At 44.7% G+C, this 18,503-nt stretch carries 11 protein-coding genes; 3 read left to right on the top strand and 8 right to left on the bottom strand.

The genetic code is table 11. The features are described 5' to 3' along the window. Window positions 1-4 precede the first annotated feature (4 nt). On the bottom strand, window positions 5-7,222 hold the full coding sequence (locus tag G327_RS25945; protein ID WP_019613852.1) for a PAS domain S-box protein: 7,218 nt from the start codon (window positions 7,220-7,222) through the stop codon (window positions 5-7). A 304-nt stretch (window positions 7,223-7,526) separates the two neighbouring features. Beyond that, on the bottom strand, window positions 7,527-8,192 hold the full coding sequence (locus tag G327_RS0105985) for an SDR family NAD(P)-dependent oxidoreductase (protein WP_019613851.1): 666 nt from the start codon (window positions 8,190-8,192) through the stop codon (window positions 7,527-7,529). 161 nt (window positions 8,193-8,353) lie between these two features. On the opposite strand from G327_RS0105985, the gene G327_RS0105980 reads away from it, so the two are divergent. Together G327_RS0105980 and G327_RS0105975 are read left to right on the top strand one after the other, a co-directional pair. Further along, window positions 8,354-9,289 (top strand): LysR family transcriptional regulator, encoded by a 936-nt coding sequence (locus G327_RS0105980; RefSeq protein WP_019613850.1) that lies wholly within the window; start codon window positions 8,354-8,356, stop codon window positions 9,287-9,289. A gap of 74 nt (window positions 9,290-9,363) precedes the next feature. Beyond that, window positions 9,364-9,972, top strand: coding sequence for a LysE family translocator (locus G327_RS0105975; protein ID WP_019613849.1), 609 nt, complete (start codon window positions 9,364-9,366; stop codon window positions 9,970-9,972). A 40-nt stretch (window positions 9,973-10,012) separates the two neighbouring features. Here the strand turns inward: G327_RS0105975 and radD are convergent, their stop codons facing one another. Then, on the bottom strand, window positions 10,013-11,746 hold the full coding sequence (gene radD, locus G327_RS0105970) for a DNA repair helicase RadD (RefSeq protein WP_019613848.1): 1,734 nt from the start codon (window positions 11,744-11,746) through the stop codon (window positions 10,013-10,015). Window positions 11,747-12,010: 264 nt separating this feature from the next. Here radD and G327_RS0105965 point away from each other — a divergent pair, with 264 nt between their 5' ends. Then, complete coding sequence (locus G327_RS0105965; RefSeq protein ID WP_019613847.1) at window positions 12,011-12,430, top strand: VOC family protein; 420 nt, start codon at window positions 12,011-12,013, stop codon at window positions 12,428-12,430. Between the two features lie 79 nt (window positions 12,431-12,509). Here G327_RS0105965 and G327_RS0105960 read toward each other — a convergent pair whose 3' ends face one another. From G327_RS0105960 to G327_RS0105940, 5 genes are all read right to left on the bottom strand, one after another. Then, window positions 12,510-13,109, bottom strand: a complete 600-nt coding sequence (locus G327_RS0105960) for a hypothetical protein (protein WP_019613846.1) — start codon at window positions 13,107-13,109, stop codon at window positions 12,510-12,512. Window positions 13,110-13,261: 152 nt separating this feature from the next. After that, window positions 13,262-15,379 (bottom strand): methyl-accepting chemotaxis protein, encoded by a 2,118-nt coding sequence (locus G327_RS0105955; protein ID WP_019613845.1) that lies wholly within the window; start codon window positions 15,377-15,379, stop codon window positions 13,262-13,264. 187 nt (window positions 15,380-15,566) lie between these two features. Continuing rightward, window positions 15,567-16,286: a substrate-binding periplasmic protein gene (locus G327_RS0105950; RefSeq protein ID WP_026339208.1), complete on the bottom strand. Its 720-nt coding sequence runs from the start codon at window positions 16,284-16,286 to the stop codon at window positions 15,567-15,569. Between the two features lie 260 nt (window positions 16,287-16,546). Continuing rightward, window positions 16,547-17,455, bottom strand: coding sequence for a M14 family metallopeptidase (locus G327_RS0105945; RefSeq protein WP_019613843.1), 909 nt, complete (start codon window positions 17,453-17,455; stop codon window positions 16,547-16,549). Window positions 17,456-17,560: 105 nt separating this feature from the next. Next, the gene (locus tag G327_RS0105940; RefSeq protein WP_019613842.1) at window positions 17,561-18,334 is read right to left on the bottom strand and encodes a substrate-binding periplasmic protein; all 774 of its coding nucleotides are present in this window, start codon (window positions 18,332-18,334) and stop codon (window positions 17,561-17,563) included. Window positions 18,335-18,503 lie beyond the last annotated feature (169 nt).

Genomic DNA, 18,503 nt, shown 5'->3' with positions numbered 1-18,503 from the left:
ACATTCATAGAACAATACCAGCTTGCGCGGCAATTTGTTTAAGACTAACCATCGCCAGCTCAAAATCATATTCATTTAGCGCACGGTGAATTTTTTTAAGTTCAGCGGAATATCCTGAAGCATCAATAAATGCGCCCTCACTTTCAATCACATCAAGTGCGCTGGCATTATTATTCATCAGCAGCTCGGCAAAATGCCGCAGCAGCCCGGCTAACTGCTGCTTATCAGCACTTGCAGCCTGTGACACTGCATCCTGCATCTTAACCACCACTGCCTGCGCCTGTTCAAAGTTATATTCAGCTAGCGCCTTCTCTATATCTTTACCCAGCGAGTTCAGCTCCCCCCCTGAGAACAGCGCACGGTTATTATCTAATGTATCCTGTGCGGCTGTATCATAGTCTTCAAGCTGCCGCGCCATTGTTGTCAGCACTTCATTAACAGCTTCGATGTCTACCTCCTGTACGGCCATCTCTGCAGCGTCCTCGGGCAGAGATGCAAGTGAAACAATAATCCGCTGCAGCTGCGTTTCCATCATTCGACGTTCAGTCTCGCCAACTTGTTTATCTTTGGCCTGTGCCTCCAGAACTGCGCATGCCGCCTGCAGTGACTCGGCTCCGATATTACCGGCAACACCTTTCAAACTATGCGCCAGGCGCTGCGCTAGTGCCCAGTCAGCGGATTCAGCAGCCCTGTTAAACTCGTCTGCAAAACGGCTGTAATTTAACGCAGTTTTACGCAGCAGCTTACTATAAAGTTTACTGTTATTCAGCGTACGGGCCAAACCAGCTTCGGTATTAATACCGTCCAGTTCGGGGATCTCAACCGTTTTTTCCTGCCTAACCACGCCAACCGCAGCTTCAACACCAGGCACCGCAGGTGTGATCCATTTCGCCATAATCCGGAACATATCAGTAACATTAATAGGCTTGGCAATGTGATCATTCATGCCCGCTTCAAGCACTTTATCCCGATCTCCGGCCATAGCATTTGCAGTCATCGCTAATATCGGCAGACCTGTGAAGCATTTTTTAAGGCGAATCTTACGGGTCGCCTGATAGCCGTCCATCACCGGCATCTGACAATCCATCAGAACCCCGTCAAAGATGTCCCTTTCCAGCAGCTCAAGCGCCTGCAGTCCATTATTAGCAACCTGCGCAACAATCCCGTTGCTGGTGAGTAAATCTAACGCCAGCTCCTGATTGATCTCATTGTCTTCCACCAGCAGTATTTTAGCACCGTGCAGCCGCGCAATATCATTATTCAGCTCTTCCTGACGATTGCTGCTGCGTTTCTCGCCGCTTACCTCATGCCCCATCGCCGCCATAATTGCATCATAGAGGGTGGACGGTGTAACCGGCTTGCTGAGGAAACCAGCTAGGCTGACACCTTCAGTTGCCCGCGATGCGCCTTCGTGACCATAAGCCGTCACCATAATGACCGGCGGTATTTTACTCAGTTTAGAATTTGACTGAATGGCACGGGTGGTTTCAACGCCGTCCATATGCGGCATCTTCCAGTCCATTAATACCAGCTGGTAAGGATCACTATGGTCAGCCTCTTCCAGCAGAGTAATCGCCCTGTCACCGGCACCAGCCTGATCCGCACGCAGACTGAAACTACTCAGCATCGAACTTAAAATTTCCCGCGCTGATGCATTGTCATCAACGATTAACACGCGCAATGAATCCAGCTCAGTTTCCACAGAACAATCTACCGTTTCCACTCCCTGCTGCTTACCCAGCTGTACGGTGAAGTGAAAGGTACTGCCGCGGCCTCTTTCACTGTCAACCCAGATATCTCCGTGCATAAGCTGGGTAAGATTTTTACAGATAGCCAGACCCAAACCAGTACCACCGTATTTTCTTGTGGTCGAACTGTCAGCCTGGCTGAATGACTGGAAGAGTTTAGACTGCTGCTCCGGTGTCATACCGATACCACTGTCACGCACTGAGAAGTGTAATTTAACCTGCTCCGCATCCTGCTCAAGGGCATCAATAGCAATGACAATTTCACCGCCAGAATCAGTGAACTTCACCGCATTGTTACTTAGATTGGTTAAAATCTGCCCTAGACGCAGCGGATCGCCGATCAGTGCACTGGGCGCATCCGGCGACAAGCTGAACATAAACTCTATGCCCTTCTCTTCCGTCTTCAGTCCCACCAGATTGGCGATATTGTTAAACACCTCTTCAAGACGAAAATCAATGTTTTCAATATCCAGTTTGCCGGCTTCAATTTTTGAAAAGTCAAGAATATCATTAATAATGCCAAGCAGTGCCTCTCCGGAAAGGTGCACTTTTTCAATATAGTTACGCTGTTTTACACTCAGATCAGTCTGCAGTGCCAAATGCGACATCCCGATAATGGCATTCATCGGTGTGCGGATCTCATGGGACATATTCGCCAGAAAATCCGATTTAGCCTTAGTGGCTTCCTCTGCTTGTGCTTTTGCCTGGGTCAATTCATTCTGAACGGCTTTGAGATCCGTAATATCAACCTGCCAGCCCAGATAGCCCTGCTCTCCCTGATAATCTATCGGCTGATAAGTAACCATAAAATCGCGCGCTTTTTGATCCGCACCATAGGCCTGCAGTTCATAGTTATTAACAGTTCCCTGGTTGTGCATAACAGCCAGCATGTTTTCTTTATCTTTTTGTTCAACATAAGCATCCATCATATCGGCCCCGCTGCCGAGACAGAAAAGTTCAGAAAAACGCGGATTAGTTAGTTTAAGAATGGAATCAATACTGATACTTACGCCTACCGGACTAGAATCAAGAATTGCCTGAAGTTGCTCCCGCTCACTGGCGAGCGCCGCCTGCGACAGCTTCTGCTCGGTAATATCCTGGTGGGCACCATACATATAGCGAATATTGCCGCATTCATCATGAACTATTTTACCGGCTGAATGAATCCAGACAATATTGCCGTCAACGGGACGCCGGTAGGCAAAAACCGAATCAAAACTGCTGTATTTACCTTCCGTCACCCTCAGATAACGTTCCTGTGTCTTGGCGGCGGTTTGTGCATCAGCCTCTATCATACGTGCAAACCATTGATCCTGAAGATGATAACGGCCATCCTCTCTGACTGTTTCGCCGAGAATTTCAGCAGCCCGCTCTGACTGGTAATAATAATCCGCTTCATTATAGTCAATATGCCAGTAGCCGCTGTGAGTCAGCTCAAGGGCAAGATCACTAAGGAAATTGATGCGTTTAATTTCCTCTTCCGACTCGTACCTTTCGGTAAGATCGTGCCAGGCAGCCAGCAGTACAGGTTTTTCATTCAGTTCAATCGGTGTCAGTGTTATTTCTACTGGAAACTCCGTGCCGTCTTTCTTGCAGAGGATCCAATCAAAATGGACTCCTCCATGAGTATATGCAGTGAAAATCAACTCGGCGCCCTTGTTCTTCGAGCGGCTGCCGTCCGGTTGAAATTCTGGAGAAAACTGAGCCGGTGTACGGCCGAGCAGTTCTTCTTTATTACTAAAACCCAGCAGATCAACGGCAGCCTGATTACAATCCACACAGTTTTCCCCGTCAATAATAAGATAAGCATCCGCCGCCTGTTCAAACAAAACTCTAAAACGTTCCATGCTTGCATTGACCTGTGCCTCTGCAAGCAGCCTGGTACTAATATCACGAAATACCACCACTGCACCGACAATATCGCCGTCATGGCTGATCGGAGTGGCTGTGTATTCTACAGAGAAAAACAAACCGTCTTTCCGCCATAACACCTCATTATCTATCTGATGTACAGCACCATCATGCAGTACTGCACTCATCGGGCTGTCAGCTTCGTCGTAATAACTTCCGTCGCTGTAGGCATAATGAACAGCCTCATGCATGGAAACGCCAATAAGCTCCTTAATGCCGTAACCCAGCATGTCGGCAGCAGCACAGTTATTAAATGTTACCCGGCCCGCTGTATCCAGACCGAAAATTCCCTCTCCTGCGGAGTCAAGAATCAGCTCATTACGCTCCTGAACCTCCTTCAAGGCCAGTTTCACTTTTTTAGCCTGAGTAATATCTTCAGTCATCGCGACAAAGTGGGTAACTTTGCCCGCTTCATCCGTAACCGGGGCGATGGATATTGAGCCCCAGTAGAGCTCGCCGCTCTTCTTGCGGTTAAGAAGCTCGCCGCGCCAGACACTGCCGGCAAGAACGGTCTTCCATATATCTGCATACTGTTCTGACGGGGTCTCACCGCTTTTAAGAATACTAGGATTTTTACCTATAACTTCACCAGGCTCATACTCAGTAACACGGGTGAATGTGGGGTTAACATGTTCGATGGTTCCGTTTATATCGGTGATTATCACACACAGCGGACTCTGCTCCACAGCCTGTACCACTTTGCGCAGTTTATCGGTACGCTCCTGTACCAGAACGGTCAGACTGCTCCTGGCTTTTTCACCAAGCCATACCGTTACAGCAGTCAGCAGCAGTGCGATAAAAGTAATGCCTCCAAGTGCTCCCAGCACCAGAACTTTCATACTGTGATAAGACTGCAGAGATTCTTCGAGATCAATTTCAGTGACCAGTCCGATGCCGACTTCTTCGGACCAGCTCCACGCCCCCATGACTGGCTCCCCAAGATAGTTATTATAACCCGACGTATTAATACCATGACGGCCGCTGTGAGCCTGTTCAACAGCCAGGGTCAAAGGCCAGTCTGAACGGCTGCTCTGCGGACGGTAACCCTCGGATAAATTTCCACCGGGATCGCGAATACGTAAGCTCAGCAGCTGCGAGCCGTCGCGATAAAGATCGCTAATTGACAAAAGCCGTTCAGCAAAACGCAGCTTGCTGATAAGCCGGGCTTGACGATCAAAAACATAGGTCTCGCCGCTTTCACCCACTCTTCCGGCACTGGCAATACGAGAAAAATATTCAACGGGATCAAAACGCAATGCCAGCACCGCAATAACATTTCCTGATAAATCGCGCAGCGGAGCAGCAAAAAACATGGTGGGTGCATCAACAACAATACGCCCGGTAGCATCCTTTAGAGGCACATCGGAAAAGACAGGAGGAATAAATAAACTATCCCCCTTAAATACCCGTTCAGCCAGATCTGGACGCTGCGCCATAATCAAATTATATTCCCCGAGATTACTATCGCGTTCAGAGGCCAGGTTATTGCCGTCAGGAGAAATAATAAAGAAACCGACTGCAGCTTTTCTTTTATTCTCCTGACCATAGAGTTTACGAAATTTTCTTAACTCCTCGCTACGCTGCAGAACCTCAGTGTTCAAAGGCAGAGCCAGCAGCCCTTTTACCAGCGGCAGCACACGCTGATCATCAACAATGCGGTATGCCTCGCTGGAGTGACTATCCACCCAAAGTTCAATTGACTGTTTTATGGAGTTGTTAACGGTCAGCAGCGTTTCCCCCAGCTCCTCCCGCAGCTGTCTGTCCATACGGTCCAGCGCATTAAGTGCAGCAATAATAACAATTGACAGAAATGCAGTCACCAGTACCGCTACCAGTATAGATAAGTTACGCCGTGCAAAAATGCGATCGCTGATACTGTGTCCAGACAGTTTGAGCAGCGCCAGTGCCGACAGAATAACCATAATAATAATAAAAATAGACAGCAGCAGATTCTTCACTGACTCCCCTAAAGCCTCCTGCGTGCTAGCACTCTTAGTCGCGGAAGTCAGCAGTTCACTCAACCAGCGCTGCTGAATAACTGTCATCTCTTCCTGCGTGACCTGAGACATTGCCTTAGAAAGTATAGAGTGAAGCATAGGCCAGTCATCACGCACACCGAGCCTTAAGTTAACCACATCGGGATTACCAATATCAGCTTCGCCGGAGATATACAGATTAGACAATAAATTCTTGCTCATTAAGAAACGAACCACCGCATCTTCGCCTAAGGCTGCATCAGCATCCCCCAGAGCTACCGCCTTTAATGATGCTAAAGAATCTTCTACCGCGAGTCGTTTTATCTGTGGATAATCGCGGGTAAGCAGCTCTTCATAAAAAAAGCCTTTGGGAAACGCAACAATACGTCCCTGCAGATCATCTATATTATCAAAGGGGTTATCATTGCGGCTGATAATTACATTGGGATTTTTCATATACGGCTGGGTAAACAGCAGATACTTCTGACGCTCCTGAGTTTTTACTATATTGAGCATCACATCAAGATTCTTATTCTTTATCAGCCCTAGAAACTCACTCCAGCTTGGGCCTGTACGATAGCTAACCTTTATATCCAGCTTCTCGGCTAACAGATTCATATAATCAATTGAAAGGCCGCGAGGTGTGTCATAGTCAAAATAATTAAAGGGCGCCCAGTCTTTCTCATTATGGACATTAATAACCGGGTGCTCTTCAAGCCACTTTCGTTCACTTCTGGTTAGCATCACACTGGATTGGGAAGACTCAGAAAGCCCTCGCAGATCTAAAACTTCTGTTCTCTCTTTTTTAGAAATATTCTGCAGCGCTTTATTGAGGATATCTTTCAATATCGGCCAGTCCTTGCGGACGGCAATAGCATTAACAGATGAAGTTTCGTTTATCTTTGCATGCTGACGAACATTGCTCAATAGTTCATTTTCGATGATATACATAGCCACAGCGCGATTACCGATATAAGCATCTACATCACCTTTAGAAACCGCATCAAGCGCATCACTGGTTGAGTTATACTCAGTAAGCTCAATACCCGGGTAACTGTCACGAAAAAACTTAACGGCGTGGAAACCTCGTTCCAGCCCGACCTTTTTTCCGTTTAACTTATTAAGCCCATTCAAATAGGGATAATCACTACGGGCAAATATCGCGTGAGGAACATCTATATAAGCTTCAGTAATGTTGAAATATGGCTCTCGGTCAGGTTTTGGTGTGAAATCCATAACCGCATCAATTTCTTTATTCTTAACCGCCTCATAAACCTGCTTCCAAGGCCCGGAAACGATCTGCAGACGATCATCCAGACGTTTGTTAAGTGCATTGATAAATCTGACTCCGATACCTCGAGGCTGACCGTTTTGATCCACATAATCCATCGGCGGCCAGGAGTCATTTATCGCAATCTGAATCTTAGGATGTTCAGAAAGCCAGAGACGCTCATCTGAGGTAAATAACTCTAGCGGGTTCGGCAGCGGTGGCTGTTCTTCACCTGAAACGGTGACGGATGAAAAAAATAGCACGAATAGAGCAAGTAGTAGAATACTGCTTTTAAAATCTCGAAAAGTTCTATTCACTATTCACTCCAATACGTTTTATTGAGTGCATGCTGCTGAAAGGTGTCTCGATGATTATCGTGTAATAGATACAGCACAATGTCCTAAGACGCCTTGCGGACAAAGTTACTACGAGCATAGTAGAAGGTCAGAATAATATCTCTATCACTGCCGTGAATATTTGAAAATTGGAGGTTTAGATCAATGACTTATTAATTAAAAACCTGCAGACAGGATACCTGTACTGTGATTGATAAAAAAACATAGAAAGCAGCGCAGGCAGTAATAAATTACTGCCGAAAACAGCTCCCGGAGCAGTAAGGAGCTAGCTGCGGTTAATGGTAATGTCAGACACAAAACCGTGTTCAGTACTGATCAGTGCCTGTTTAAGCATAGCGGCGGCTTCATCTGCGCTCATAAATTCAGAAGTATCCAGCTCTTTGCCGCTGGTCTGCCAGAAATCGGTTGCCATTCCGCCGGGATATACCGCAATCAGTTTCATGGGCCGGCCTTTGAGCTCTAAACGAACGGATTCAACTAAGCCCCGCACGGCCCATTTAACCGCACAGTAGGTGGACTCTCCGGCCTTCCCTGCAAGTGCGGCTGTCGACATAACAATCACCACTTTTACTTTATGATCCCGATAGCGTCTGACTAATTCACGTAATAAGAAAATCGTAGAACTAATATTATTGTGTATCAGATTATTAACAGCCTGTGGATCCTGCTCTTCAATAGGTCCAAAATAACCGCTGCCCGCACAGTGAATGACAGTATCCGGTACCTGCTCAAGAGAGTCCAGTAAAGCACCGCATTGCTCCGGACTGCAGAGATCGGCCTGCTGCACCAGCACACGGTCAGACATTTTTTCAGCAACCCGCTTAAGACGCGTCTGATTACGACCGCTGAGCAGCAGTTTCTGCCCGTCAAGATGATACAAATTTGCCAGCGCAGCACCGAGCCCGCTGCTGGCACCTGTAATTACAATCATAAAAATCCTTTAATTAATATTAACTTCAGTGCATTTTATAGATTCACGAGAGCCGGCACTGAGATCTAACCTATGCTTTATTATCATAAAAGTTTAATTTATTAACATCTAAGCGCATTAGGTTAAAATAACAGCCTGTTAATCTACTACGGTCTATTCTATTGAATAACTACAAGTTACTGCCTGCTCTGATTTCAATTCTACAGACACGCAATCTTACTCAAAGTGCGAAAAATTTAAACGTGACTCAGTCAGCAATGAGTAAAACGCTGCATCAAATTCGTCATGCATTTCATGATCAGATTGTTATCCGCGAAGGCAGTAATTTTGTGCTTACCCGAAAAGGGGAAGAGCTGATGCAGCAGCTGCCCGCACTGCTGCAGGAGCTTGATAAGCTCTACCTGCCGAATACCATGGACCTCACAAACTGTTGTCGGAAGTTTAGTTTTGCATCCAGCGATTATGTTGCACAAGCCGTTCTTCCTGCAATTTGTCATAATCTTGAACGTCATGCTCCACATGCAGGCATCCAATACCAGTTATGGCAGAAAGATCAATTAGCTGCATTATCGGAATACCAGCTGGATCTAGTATCAACCATTGCCCAGTCAATACCTGCGAATGTACATGGCAAGATGATGGCAGAAGATCAGCTGGTTGCGGTGTTTCGCTCTTCTCATCCACAATGTGCGGATCAACTTTCAATTGACGACTACTGTCATGCCCGGCATATATTAATCAGCGGAGGTGGTGACAAAGACAGCCCGGTCGACAAAGCACTCGCCGCTGTCGGCCGATCCAGGAAAATATTTGCCAGTGTGCCTTTTTTCCAGTCAGCCGTTGAACTACTGCTGAAGACAGATACGATGCTGACCACACCTCTGCATATAGCAGCAGATTTTGCGCAGCGTTATGATCTGCAGATCAGGGCTTTACCTGTTGATATTAAAGCGCAGCAGTATTACCTGCTGTGGCACGCTAAACACCATCATAATGCCGAACATAAATGGTTTAGAGAGTTATGTTATCCGCACCTCAAAGGACACCTGGAAAGAACGATCAACCAAGGTATGAAATTACTTCATACCAACAAGTAGAAATAAATATTTTTACTCATACTCCGAGTCAGTTAATATAAGCGCATTACTCGAAGATTCAATAGGAGAATAAAATGGAATTGAGCGCATGGATTTCCCTGGCTGCGATTTGTTTAATGGGAGCCATGACTCCCGGACCCAGCCTGATTATAGTATTAAAGCACACGGTTTCCGGAGGCCGCTTAAACGGTTTTCTAACCAGCATTGCTCATGGTCTTGGTGTGGCTATATATGCATTATTAACTGTAATCGGACTGGCTATCATCATTGAATCGACACCCTGGCTGTTTAATTTGATTAAATACGCAGGTGTGATTTTACTACTGTGGCTGGCTTACAAAGCATTAATGTCCAGATCATCAATGGCTGAAATGATCACGCAGGAAACAAAAGTAACAAAAAAGCAGAGTTTTCGTGAAGGTCTGCTGATCGCTTTTCTTAATCCCAAGCTGGCGATATTTTTTCTGGCTCTATTCAGTCAGTTTGTTGATGCACAGGCCGGCTGGCAGCAGAATGCCGTCATGGTCGCTACCGTCAGCGGTATAGATACTCTCTGGTACTGCCTGATAGCACTTATTTTATCTCAGTCTGCGATACTGACTAAGCTGCGCAATAATGTACATATAGTAGAAAAAGTGACCGGCATAGCTCTATTAGCCGTTGCCGCCCGCATCGCTTTTTAAATATCGAGTCAGCGGCTTAAGCAGCTGGCTGTTAACCCTTCTAATACTGGTCAAGATCAAACAGCTTATCGCGAATCGTCCAGAAACGGCCGCTCTTTCTGGCAATCACAACCTGCGGCGGGCGCAGTCTATGTTCATTATTAACAATCTTTGAAGGCGCGGTATCGGTGAACGGCCGATGACGGTCAATCAGATGTGCACGGATAAACTTATTTAAAAATTCTGATTTATGCGCTTTTGTCGACAGCTGCCAGAATTCATTTATTTCAGCGTCTTGATCACTGATATAAGTGACCTTAAGCTGCGGTTTTCCAAACTTGTTTTTACCTGCTTCTAACCTTAAATCAACGCATCTCATAATAAGCGCATCTTTAAGTTTCATTGCTTCACGCAGTTTCTTGTCAGGATCCACCAGCACATGGTCGCAGTCATGACAGCGCCGTGCGGCAATATCATTGTCAGCACCGCACAGTTCACAGAATTTTGCACGAAAACGGTAACCACAGACTGTCCGCTCACCGTGGTCATTTTCACTGTAACCCTGACACTGCCTGCCGTAATGCTCTAACACAAATCCGGCCGGATCCAGCTTCCCCCAGAAGTTATTATTAAAGCGGCAGGCTGGACAAGGAATGCTGACAATTTCACTGTCACTGTCAGGCTTCGCCTCGCCGACTTCCGGCTGATACAAGTCATAGCAGTTACCGGCAAACTCCATCACCAGACAGTCTTTTTTAGCGGGAAACAAACGCAGGCCGCGCCCGACAATCTGCTGATATAAACTGATAGACGCCGTCGGCCGTAGAATAGCAATGAGATCCACATGCGGCGCATCAAACCCTGTGGTTAGTACCGATACATTAACCAGATATTTTATTTTCTGCTCTTTAAAGCCGTTAATAATCCGGTCACGCTCATCAAGCGGCGTATCACCAATTACCAGAGCCGCATTTTCAGCTGCCAGATAACCCATAATCTCCTGCGCATGATTAACCGTCGAAGCAAAAATCATCACGCCGAGGCGGTCTTTAGCAGCCTCTATCACCTGCTTGATAATCAGCGGGGTCACACGTCCTGATTTTTTGACCACGCTGTCGAGCTGCGCTTCCTGATAATGTCCGGAGGCTGAGGGTTTAAGACTAGAAAAATCATAACCCATAACCGCCATATCCATTACCTTAGGACGCGTCAGAAATTTTTCATCGAGAAGAAAACGGATCGGCAGATCGAATATGCAGTCACGGAAAAAACGCTTTTCTAAGCTGCGCACCTGGCCACGGGTATGATATTGATAAATCCAGCCAAGTCCGAGGCGGTATGGTGTCGCAGTAAGTCCCAGTATTTTAATATCGCCATTGGTTTCCTGCAGATGTTTAATCACCCTTTGATAGGCGCTGTTTTCATCCTGCGGTACGCGGTGGCATTCATCAATAACCAGCAGAGAAAACTGTTCGCTGAACTGCTCCAGGCTGTTGACAATAGACTGCACCGATGCAAATACCACCTGCTGCCCGGTTTCTTTACGGCCCAGTCCGGCAGAAAAAATAGACGCCTGCAGACCGTAACTTTCATACTTACTGTGATTCTGTTCCACCAGCTCTTTAACATGTGCCAGCACCAGCACTCTGCCTTTTGCCAGACGTGCCAGTTCGGCAATAATCAGACTTTTTCCCGCCCCGGTAGAGAGCGCAAGCACAGCAGGTGTTGAATTTTTACGGAAATAATGAATGGTCGCTTTAACACTGTCTTGCTGATATGGGCGAAGAGTATACATAATAGGAATAACTGGTTATTAACTTATAGGGAAGGTGCAGTTTAACCTGATTTTAATAAATCCGGTTATTTTTTGCTGAAATATTATCAACGCGGCATCGAGCTCCTTCTAATCGTTAATACTGGCTGCTGATAACTGCTAAATCAGAAAACAGGCTGATGGAGCCTGATTCCTAAGAGAAAAAAACTGCGCAGGCAGGTGCACATGACAGTGAATAAATAATCGATATGCACTAAAATAGCAGTGAATAAAGAGGAATAAATTATGATTAGATTAGAGCACCTCAACCTGGTAGTTAAAGATATTCAAATCAGCCTTGCATTTTATCAGGCGGCTTTTCCTGAATGGATAATTCGTGACGGCGGTGAGTCCGAATGGTACGGCAAACCGAGGAACTGGGTTCACTTTGGGGATCACAATTTATATCTAACATTAAATGACAACGGTGAGCAGGAGAGTCGAAAATTAACCGGCCATCAGGTCGGTATCGCACATTTTGCCTTTGAAGTCGGTGATATTGAAGGCCTTACCCACCGCCTGCAGAATGCGGGGTTTAAACCAAGAATACGCGGACCGGAGCACCCTTTCCGTCAGAATATATATTTTATCGATCCCGATGGTAACGAGGTAGAGTTTGTACAGTATTTTAGCGATCTGACCGCGCAGAGAAACCTAAATATTTAATTCAGCTTATAAAAAAATACCGCGCTGTTAGAAGCGCGGTATTTAAAATTATCTGGTTAGCATCGGTCAAGTAAAGCAGTTATTTTAATTCTCGTTTTACAGCTTCAACAATGGCGTCAGGATCAGCTAGATATAAAGAATGATTCAATAGTGTCGCGTTATCATCCGCAGCTAATAACAGAACGGGAAATGCATTTGTTCCGATAAACTCGCGGAGCTCTTGAATATCAGACTGAGTATATAAAGCTTCATCGCTTAACTCGTCTCTAAAAACTTTGTTCGGAGGTGACAGTTTAAACTGCTCAATCAGTGCATTAAAGTCATGCTTGCAGCCGAAAACATTACCGTCAATAAAATGCGCTTTCTGCAGTGCATTTAATACCGCTAAGGTTTTCTGCGGCTGTTTATTCTGCAGCCAGGCCATCAAATTAGCCGTCATGGTTGAATTTTTAGGACTATCAACAAAACGGATATGTTCCTGACCAAATTTCACCGTACTTTGATGCGCAGCATCATCCATCTGCTTATAACCCGCGCTGTCGCTGCCGTCATAATGTGCACAATGCCAGACATGAATGATCATTTCCGGGTAGGCTTTCTCAAGTGCATTAACCAGTGGTAAACTTGCGTAACTCCACGGACAGTGGGAGTCGTAAATGAAATATAATTCCGGGATCATTGATTGAACCTTTCAATAAAGTAAATTGATCTGATCTTAAATAGTTTAACAACAATATACAATCAACAATTACAGTTAATCGAAGCGCCGGGCAGAAGCGCGCATTTTAAGCAGGCATACAGCCCTGTCGAGATCATTAAAAATCTTATGCTTTAAGTTTTCAATCGGCCCAGATGCTCATCCTGGGATTTAACTAATTCGGCCAGAGTATTACTGCTGTGCAGAGCCTGATCTGACAATGATGCCAGCTCAGAAGCTGAATCGGATATTCCGGTAATATTGTTATTTACCTCTTCTGTTACTGCACTCTGCTGCTCCGCGGCCGTTGCAATATGTGTAACCTGATCAGAAACTTCACCAATCTGTCCAACCATTTCATTGAGTGATGCAAGTGACTCCTGGGTTTTAATGACAGCAAGCTGCGCCTTTTCAGTTCCCTGTTCAATCACATCCGATGCGCTGCTGACATCAATCTGCAGTGAATTTATAAGTTTAGTGATATCATCAGTTGAACTTTGAGTTCTTGAAGCAAGCGATCTAACTTCATCTGCCACCACTGCAAAGCCTCTTCCCTGTTCCCCGGCACGAGCGGCCTCTATGGCGGCATTTAAAGCTAACAGGTTAGTCTGCTCTGCAATAGAGCGGATCACTTCAACAATACTGCTGATATTATCACTGCTCTCAGATACTTTACCGACGGCTTCTTTTGCCTGTACTGACTCTTCCGACATGGTGGTCACATACTGCATCGCCATCTCTAAGCCCTGCTCACTTGTTTTTACATTGCGGCTCATTGAATCCGTTTCAGCCGCCGTCTGCTCTGAGGCTTTAGCAACTTCTAATGCGGTAGCGCTCATCTGATTAACTGCGGTAACGACACTTTCTATGTCTTTATACTGGTGATTAACATTATCGCGGATATTTTCAGCGATCTGCGCAACCGATAAACTTTCCTGCTGAGTTTGTCCGGTAAGCTCTTTTAGCTCCACAATTAATAATTTAAGCTTAGTAATAAATGCGTTAAAACCGCTGCCTAGCGCAATCAACTCGGCATGGGATTCAACCTCAATTGTCTGAGTCAAATCCCCCTCACTGCTGCTCAGATTTTCCACCCTGTTCTGGATCATTTTCAAGGGCGAAATAATACTGCGGATAACTATCCAGATACTAAACACCGCAATAACAGAAACCAGTACACCTAAAGTCAACTGCAGACTGCCTAATGACTGTGCCATTGAATGCATATCAGCATTGACCTCTATGGAGCGTTTAAAGGCGACATCTTTAGGAATTTGAATCACTAATGACCAGCGGCTGCCTGCTAAAGGAATATCAATCGCATGCGATACGGCTATCTGCTGTGCATTTTCAAAATGTCCCTTATTTTTATGCAGTGCCAGCAGCGTAGAAGCAAAATCAGCACTGATAGCTTCTTTCAGCGGGCGGGAAATTTTGTCATAATGACTTGAAGCAACAATTAAACCTTTACTGCTCAGTAAAGTAACCTTAGCCTGTCCCTGATAAAGGTTATCTGACAGCTCTTTTATTAACTTCTGAAATATCGGTAAATTAATATCCACACCGATCAAGCCGGAAAATTTGCCGTTTTTCATTACCGGTACCGTTAATGAAGTCATAAGAATCTTATTACCCGGCGTAACCTCATCCAGGTAAGGCTCCATTAAACACGGCATTTTCTTATCTCTGGCACACAAATACCACTCCGATTTTCGGATACCGAATTCATTAACGCCGGCCAGATATTTTTCATCGGCATCATCAACCTGCTCCTGTTCAATAGTGCCGTCACTGTTACGCAGAAAGTACAGCTCTAAACTGCCGGCTCCCGGTACACTATGGCTGCTGTCCGAAAGATACAGTGCATCATCATCATCAAAGCCGTCTGCTTCAAACTGTGCATACATAGAAGATAACTGCTTGTTTTTCTTTAAAACAGCGCCGACACTCGCTTCAACTGTTTCACGGCTTAACAGTTCGGTGCCGGACAGCTGCTCGACGGTACCGGCAAACGAATAAGGAATGCGGTATGCTTCATTGATAAAGCCGCCGATCATCTGCCCGTATTGATCTGCTTTTGCTTCTAATTTAGCAATCGCCTCTTCATTAATCGCCTGTTTAACCTCTGCACTTATCTGTGCATTTTTACTGCTCAATGCCCACCATAAGCTGACAGATAATATACTGATTGTCGCCAAAAAAAGACCGGAAGTGATCCACAGTAATTTAGTACTGACGGATAATTTTCTCATTGCATCCTCCTGATACTGGCGCTGATTAACAGACACGCTACCAAGAGAATATGCACCTTTTAAAAATTAGGCAAATTGCTTATACCCCCATAAGCATTATGAATGTAAAAATAAGTAAATAGAGAGGAGTAGTTTTTAAGAATGAAGGTGAAGATCTAACGGGAATATATAAACAATAAAAGCGACGTTAATTGTTTTGCGCTTCAGGAGAAAAATACCTTGCGGCAATCTGCTTCAGCTGGCCGGATTCCTGCAGTTCAATTAAAGCCACCTGCAGCATATTAAGCAGTTCTTTAGAACTGTTGCGCCGCGATACTCCGAGAAAAAGATCTACTTTTCCGGCAGGACTGAAACTGGCTTTTTTTAACTTAGACCACAAACCTCTTTTTGTTATCTCATAATCAACCTGACAGTCAGTACCGATAAAGACATCCAGTCTCCCTCTAGCCGCCATTTTTAACAGTTGGGTTTCAGTTACCACACCATGACGTACGATCTTAGGGTCGGAATTAAACGGCTCGAAATAAGCAGACTCTAATACATATCCGACTTTATACTGATAAAGATCGCGATACTGTTTAATATCACTATGTAAATGTTTCTGCATATAAAAAGCAGGTGAGCAGCTGTAATACGGAAAATCCACATAATTGATATATAACGCTCTCTCTTTGGTATATGCCAGGCCGGTCATCATATCAACCCCGCCAATACTCATTGTTTTTAGTGCACGTGTCCAGGGGTAGCGTTTGACCTTAAACTCAACAGCAGTGAGTTTTGCAACCGCCTCTAGTATGTCGATATCAAAACCAGAAAAATTTCCCTGTGCGTCAATCATACGAAACGGCGGCCATTGATCACTAGCAACCACTAAGGACTTTGCATTCTTGCCCTTTTTATGGGGCAAAGCCTTATCTTGGGCGCAGGCAGATCCAGCCGCAAACAACAGAAATAAACAGCAGAGGTGACTTAAACTCCCTTTAAGAACAAACACAAGATGAGTCCTAAACGAATATCTATGACTCATATACCATTGCACTTTTAACAAATAAGTTAATATTTAACTCCCTTTAAATATAGCTTTTATACATCCATATAAATAACACCTGAACAGTCTCTCGAGTCAGGGCCAATAAATTAAGCGACACTCAGCAGCTGCTGTCAACCTCAGTTCTGCTGCGAAATAAGAAAATCAAGCCCGCCGCTAACTGCTGCTATCTGTGCATCAACACAATCCTGGTCGCAGACCTTAGGGCTGTCAGGGTAAACCTCCGTGGTAGTTGAGTAAACCCCGTTAGTGAAACCGATACAAAGCCCCAGTTTATGACAGGCATAGTTGATCACACCGTGCTGTGCTAAAGACTTTCCAATGATCTTACCATTATCATCAGCCGGTGCTATATGAGTTACCTTTTCTACGGACCGGATGATCGCACGCTGAAAATCGTCTGCTGGATTTTCACTGTCACCAACTAGATAGAAACCATCAGGAATATCCCAGTTATCATGCGGCAGCGCATCTCTAGCTGCTAATGCAGGTCTAAATTCAGTGTTGTCTGTATCAGTTGTTTCATGTAAATCGATATGCGCAGTGATCTTTGTATTAAGTGACTTAATATATTTAATTAAACAGGCGGCCTCTTGAGACGGGCTGTTTTCATAGAAAGAGCGGTTGGGATCGACAGCCTGCGGATTCCAGCGGTTAATTGTCTCATATCCCCATGGACTGACACACGGCGCCACAATAATATTAAAATTTTCGACATAATCTAATGCTCTTTTTTCCAGAAAATCAATAGAACCGTGGACACCGCTGCTTTCATAACCATGGACACCTCCGGTGATCAGAACAGTCGGTTTTCTGTTATCCCAGCACCGTGTTGTAACGGCATAAAGCGGATATTGATCAAGGGCATAATCAAGCAGACCATACTGAATAAGGTTAAAATTATTCGTTAAAGCGTTCAGTCTCTTGACTACATTATCCTGGTAAGAACGGTGCTTTTTCTGTCTGGATAACCAGGCTGTTTTTTGTTCACTTCCCCATTTTTTTAAAGGGGTCTGCTGCTGATTCATGAATACGCCTCTTTTATAGGTGTTCGGAAAAAATGATTATATCTAACTAGTGTATTGGAAATTAGTTGTAAAAGCCCTAATGTATTAAACTGCGAAGATTTTTATTTACTGGTATTTAGAAAATATTTTGTCGTGTAGTTTCTGCAGGCTCCCCTCTTTTTGCATTTTATCAAGCATGCGGTCCAGCTGCGGCAGTATGCTTATATAATCGGACTTATTACCAATATACAAATGCCAGCTGGTGTGATCCATTACCGCGGGTATTTGTATAATACCCTGATTCAGATTTAAACGTTTTATCTGGTAATTCATCGATACCGCCTGCTCAATATAAACATCCGCACGATTGAATTTAAGAAGATCCAAAATCTTAGCTGGATATAAAACCGTAGTAACATGATGGGCAGTCGCAAGGTTCTGATCGTGCCAGCCGGATCCAAGCAGATAAACATAGCGCAAGTTTTCTAACGCTAATAATGACTCTAAATTTTTAACTCTTTGCAACAGGGGTAAATTTTTATTATTAGCACCACTATAAATAAAAAAATCAGAGATAAACAGCGGCAGCTCCGTTTTCATGCTGTACCTGTCTCTCTTGGTACTGGAAACCGTAAATAAAGCATCTCTCTGACCTTCTTTTACCATCATCTGGCACCGGGCCCAAGGACATATTTCATAACTGACTTTTATGCCCATACGCTGTACTAGAATTTCATCTAATAAATCTTTTAATATACCTTTAATCTGGTTATCCTGCTGCCAGGAAAACGGCAGATAACCATCAGAAAAAACAACCCGCATCTCTTTAGCTGTACCATAGGCACTAAAAAATACTAATCCGGCTATAAGCATATATTTAAGAGAGACGGCTAACTTCATAAATTACTCACTATTTTTCACCCAGTGCACTAATTATACAACCGATTAGCCGTTATTTTTTAAGCGCCTTAGATCTTAGCAAAAACACCAGCGCAATAAGTTTTGTATAAACAAAAAATCCGCTGAATCAGCAGCGGATTATTGTTTACTCTGTGGTTAATCTCTTTTA

It is taken from the genome of Psychromonas ossibalaenae ATCC BAA-1528 (genome assembly GCF_000381745.1).
In the GTDB taxonomy this organism is placed as follows: Bacteria; Pseudomonadota; Gammaproteobacteria; order Enterobacterales; family Psychromonadaceae; genus Psychromonas; species Psychromonas ossibalaenae.
The sequence above is the reverse complement of the archived record's forward strand: the minus strand, read 5'-3'. Positions and strand labels throughout refer to the sequence as shown.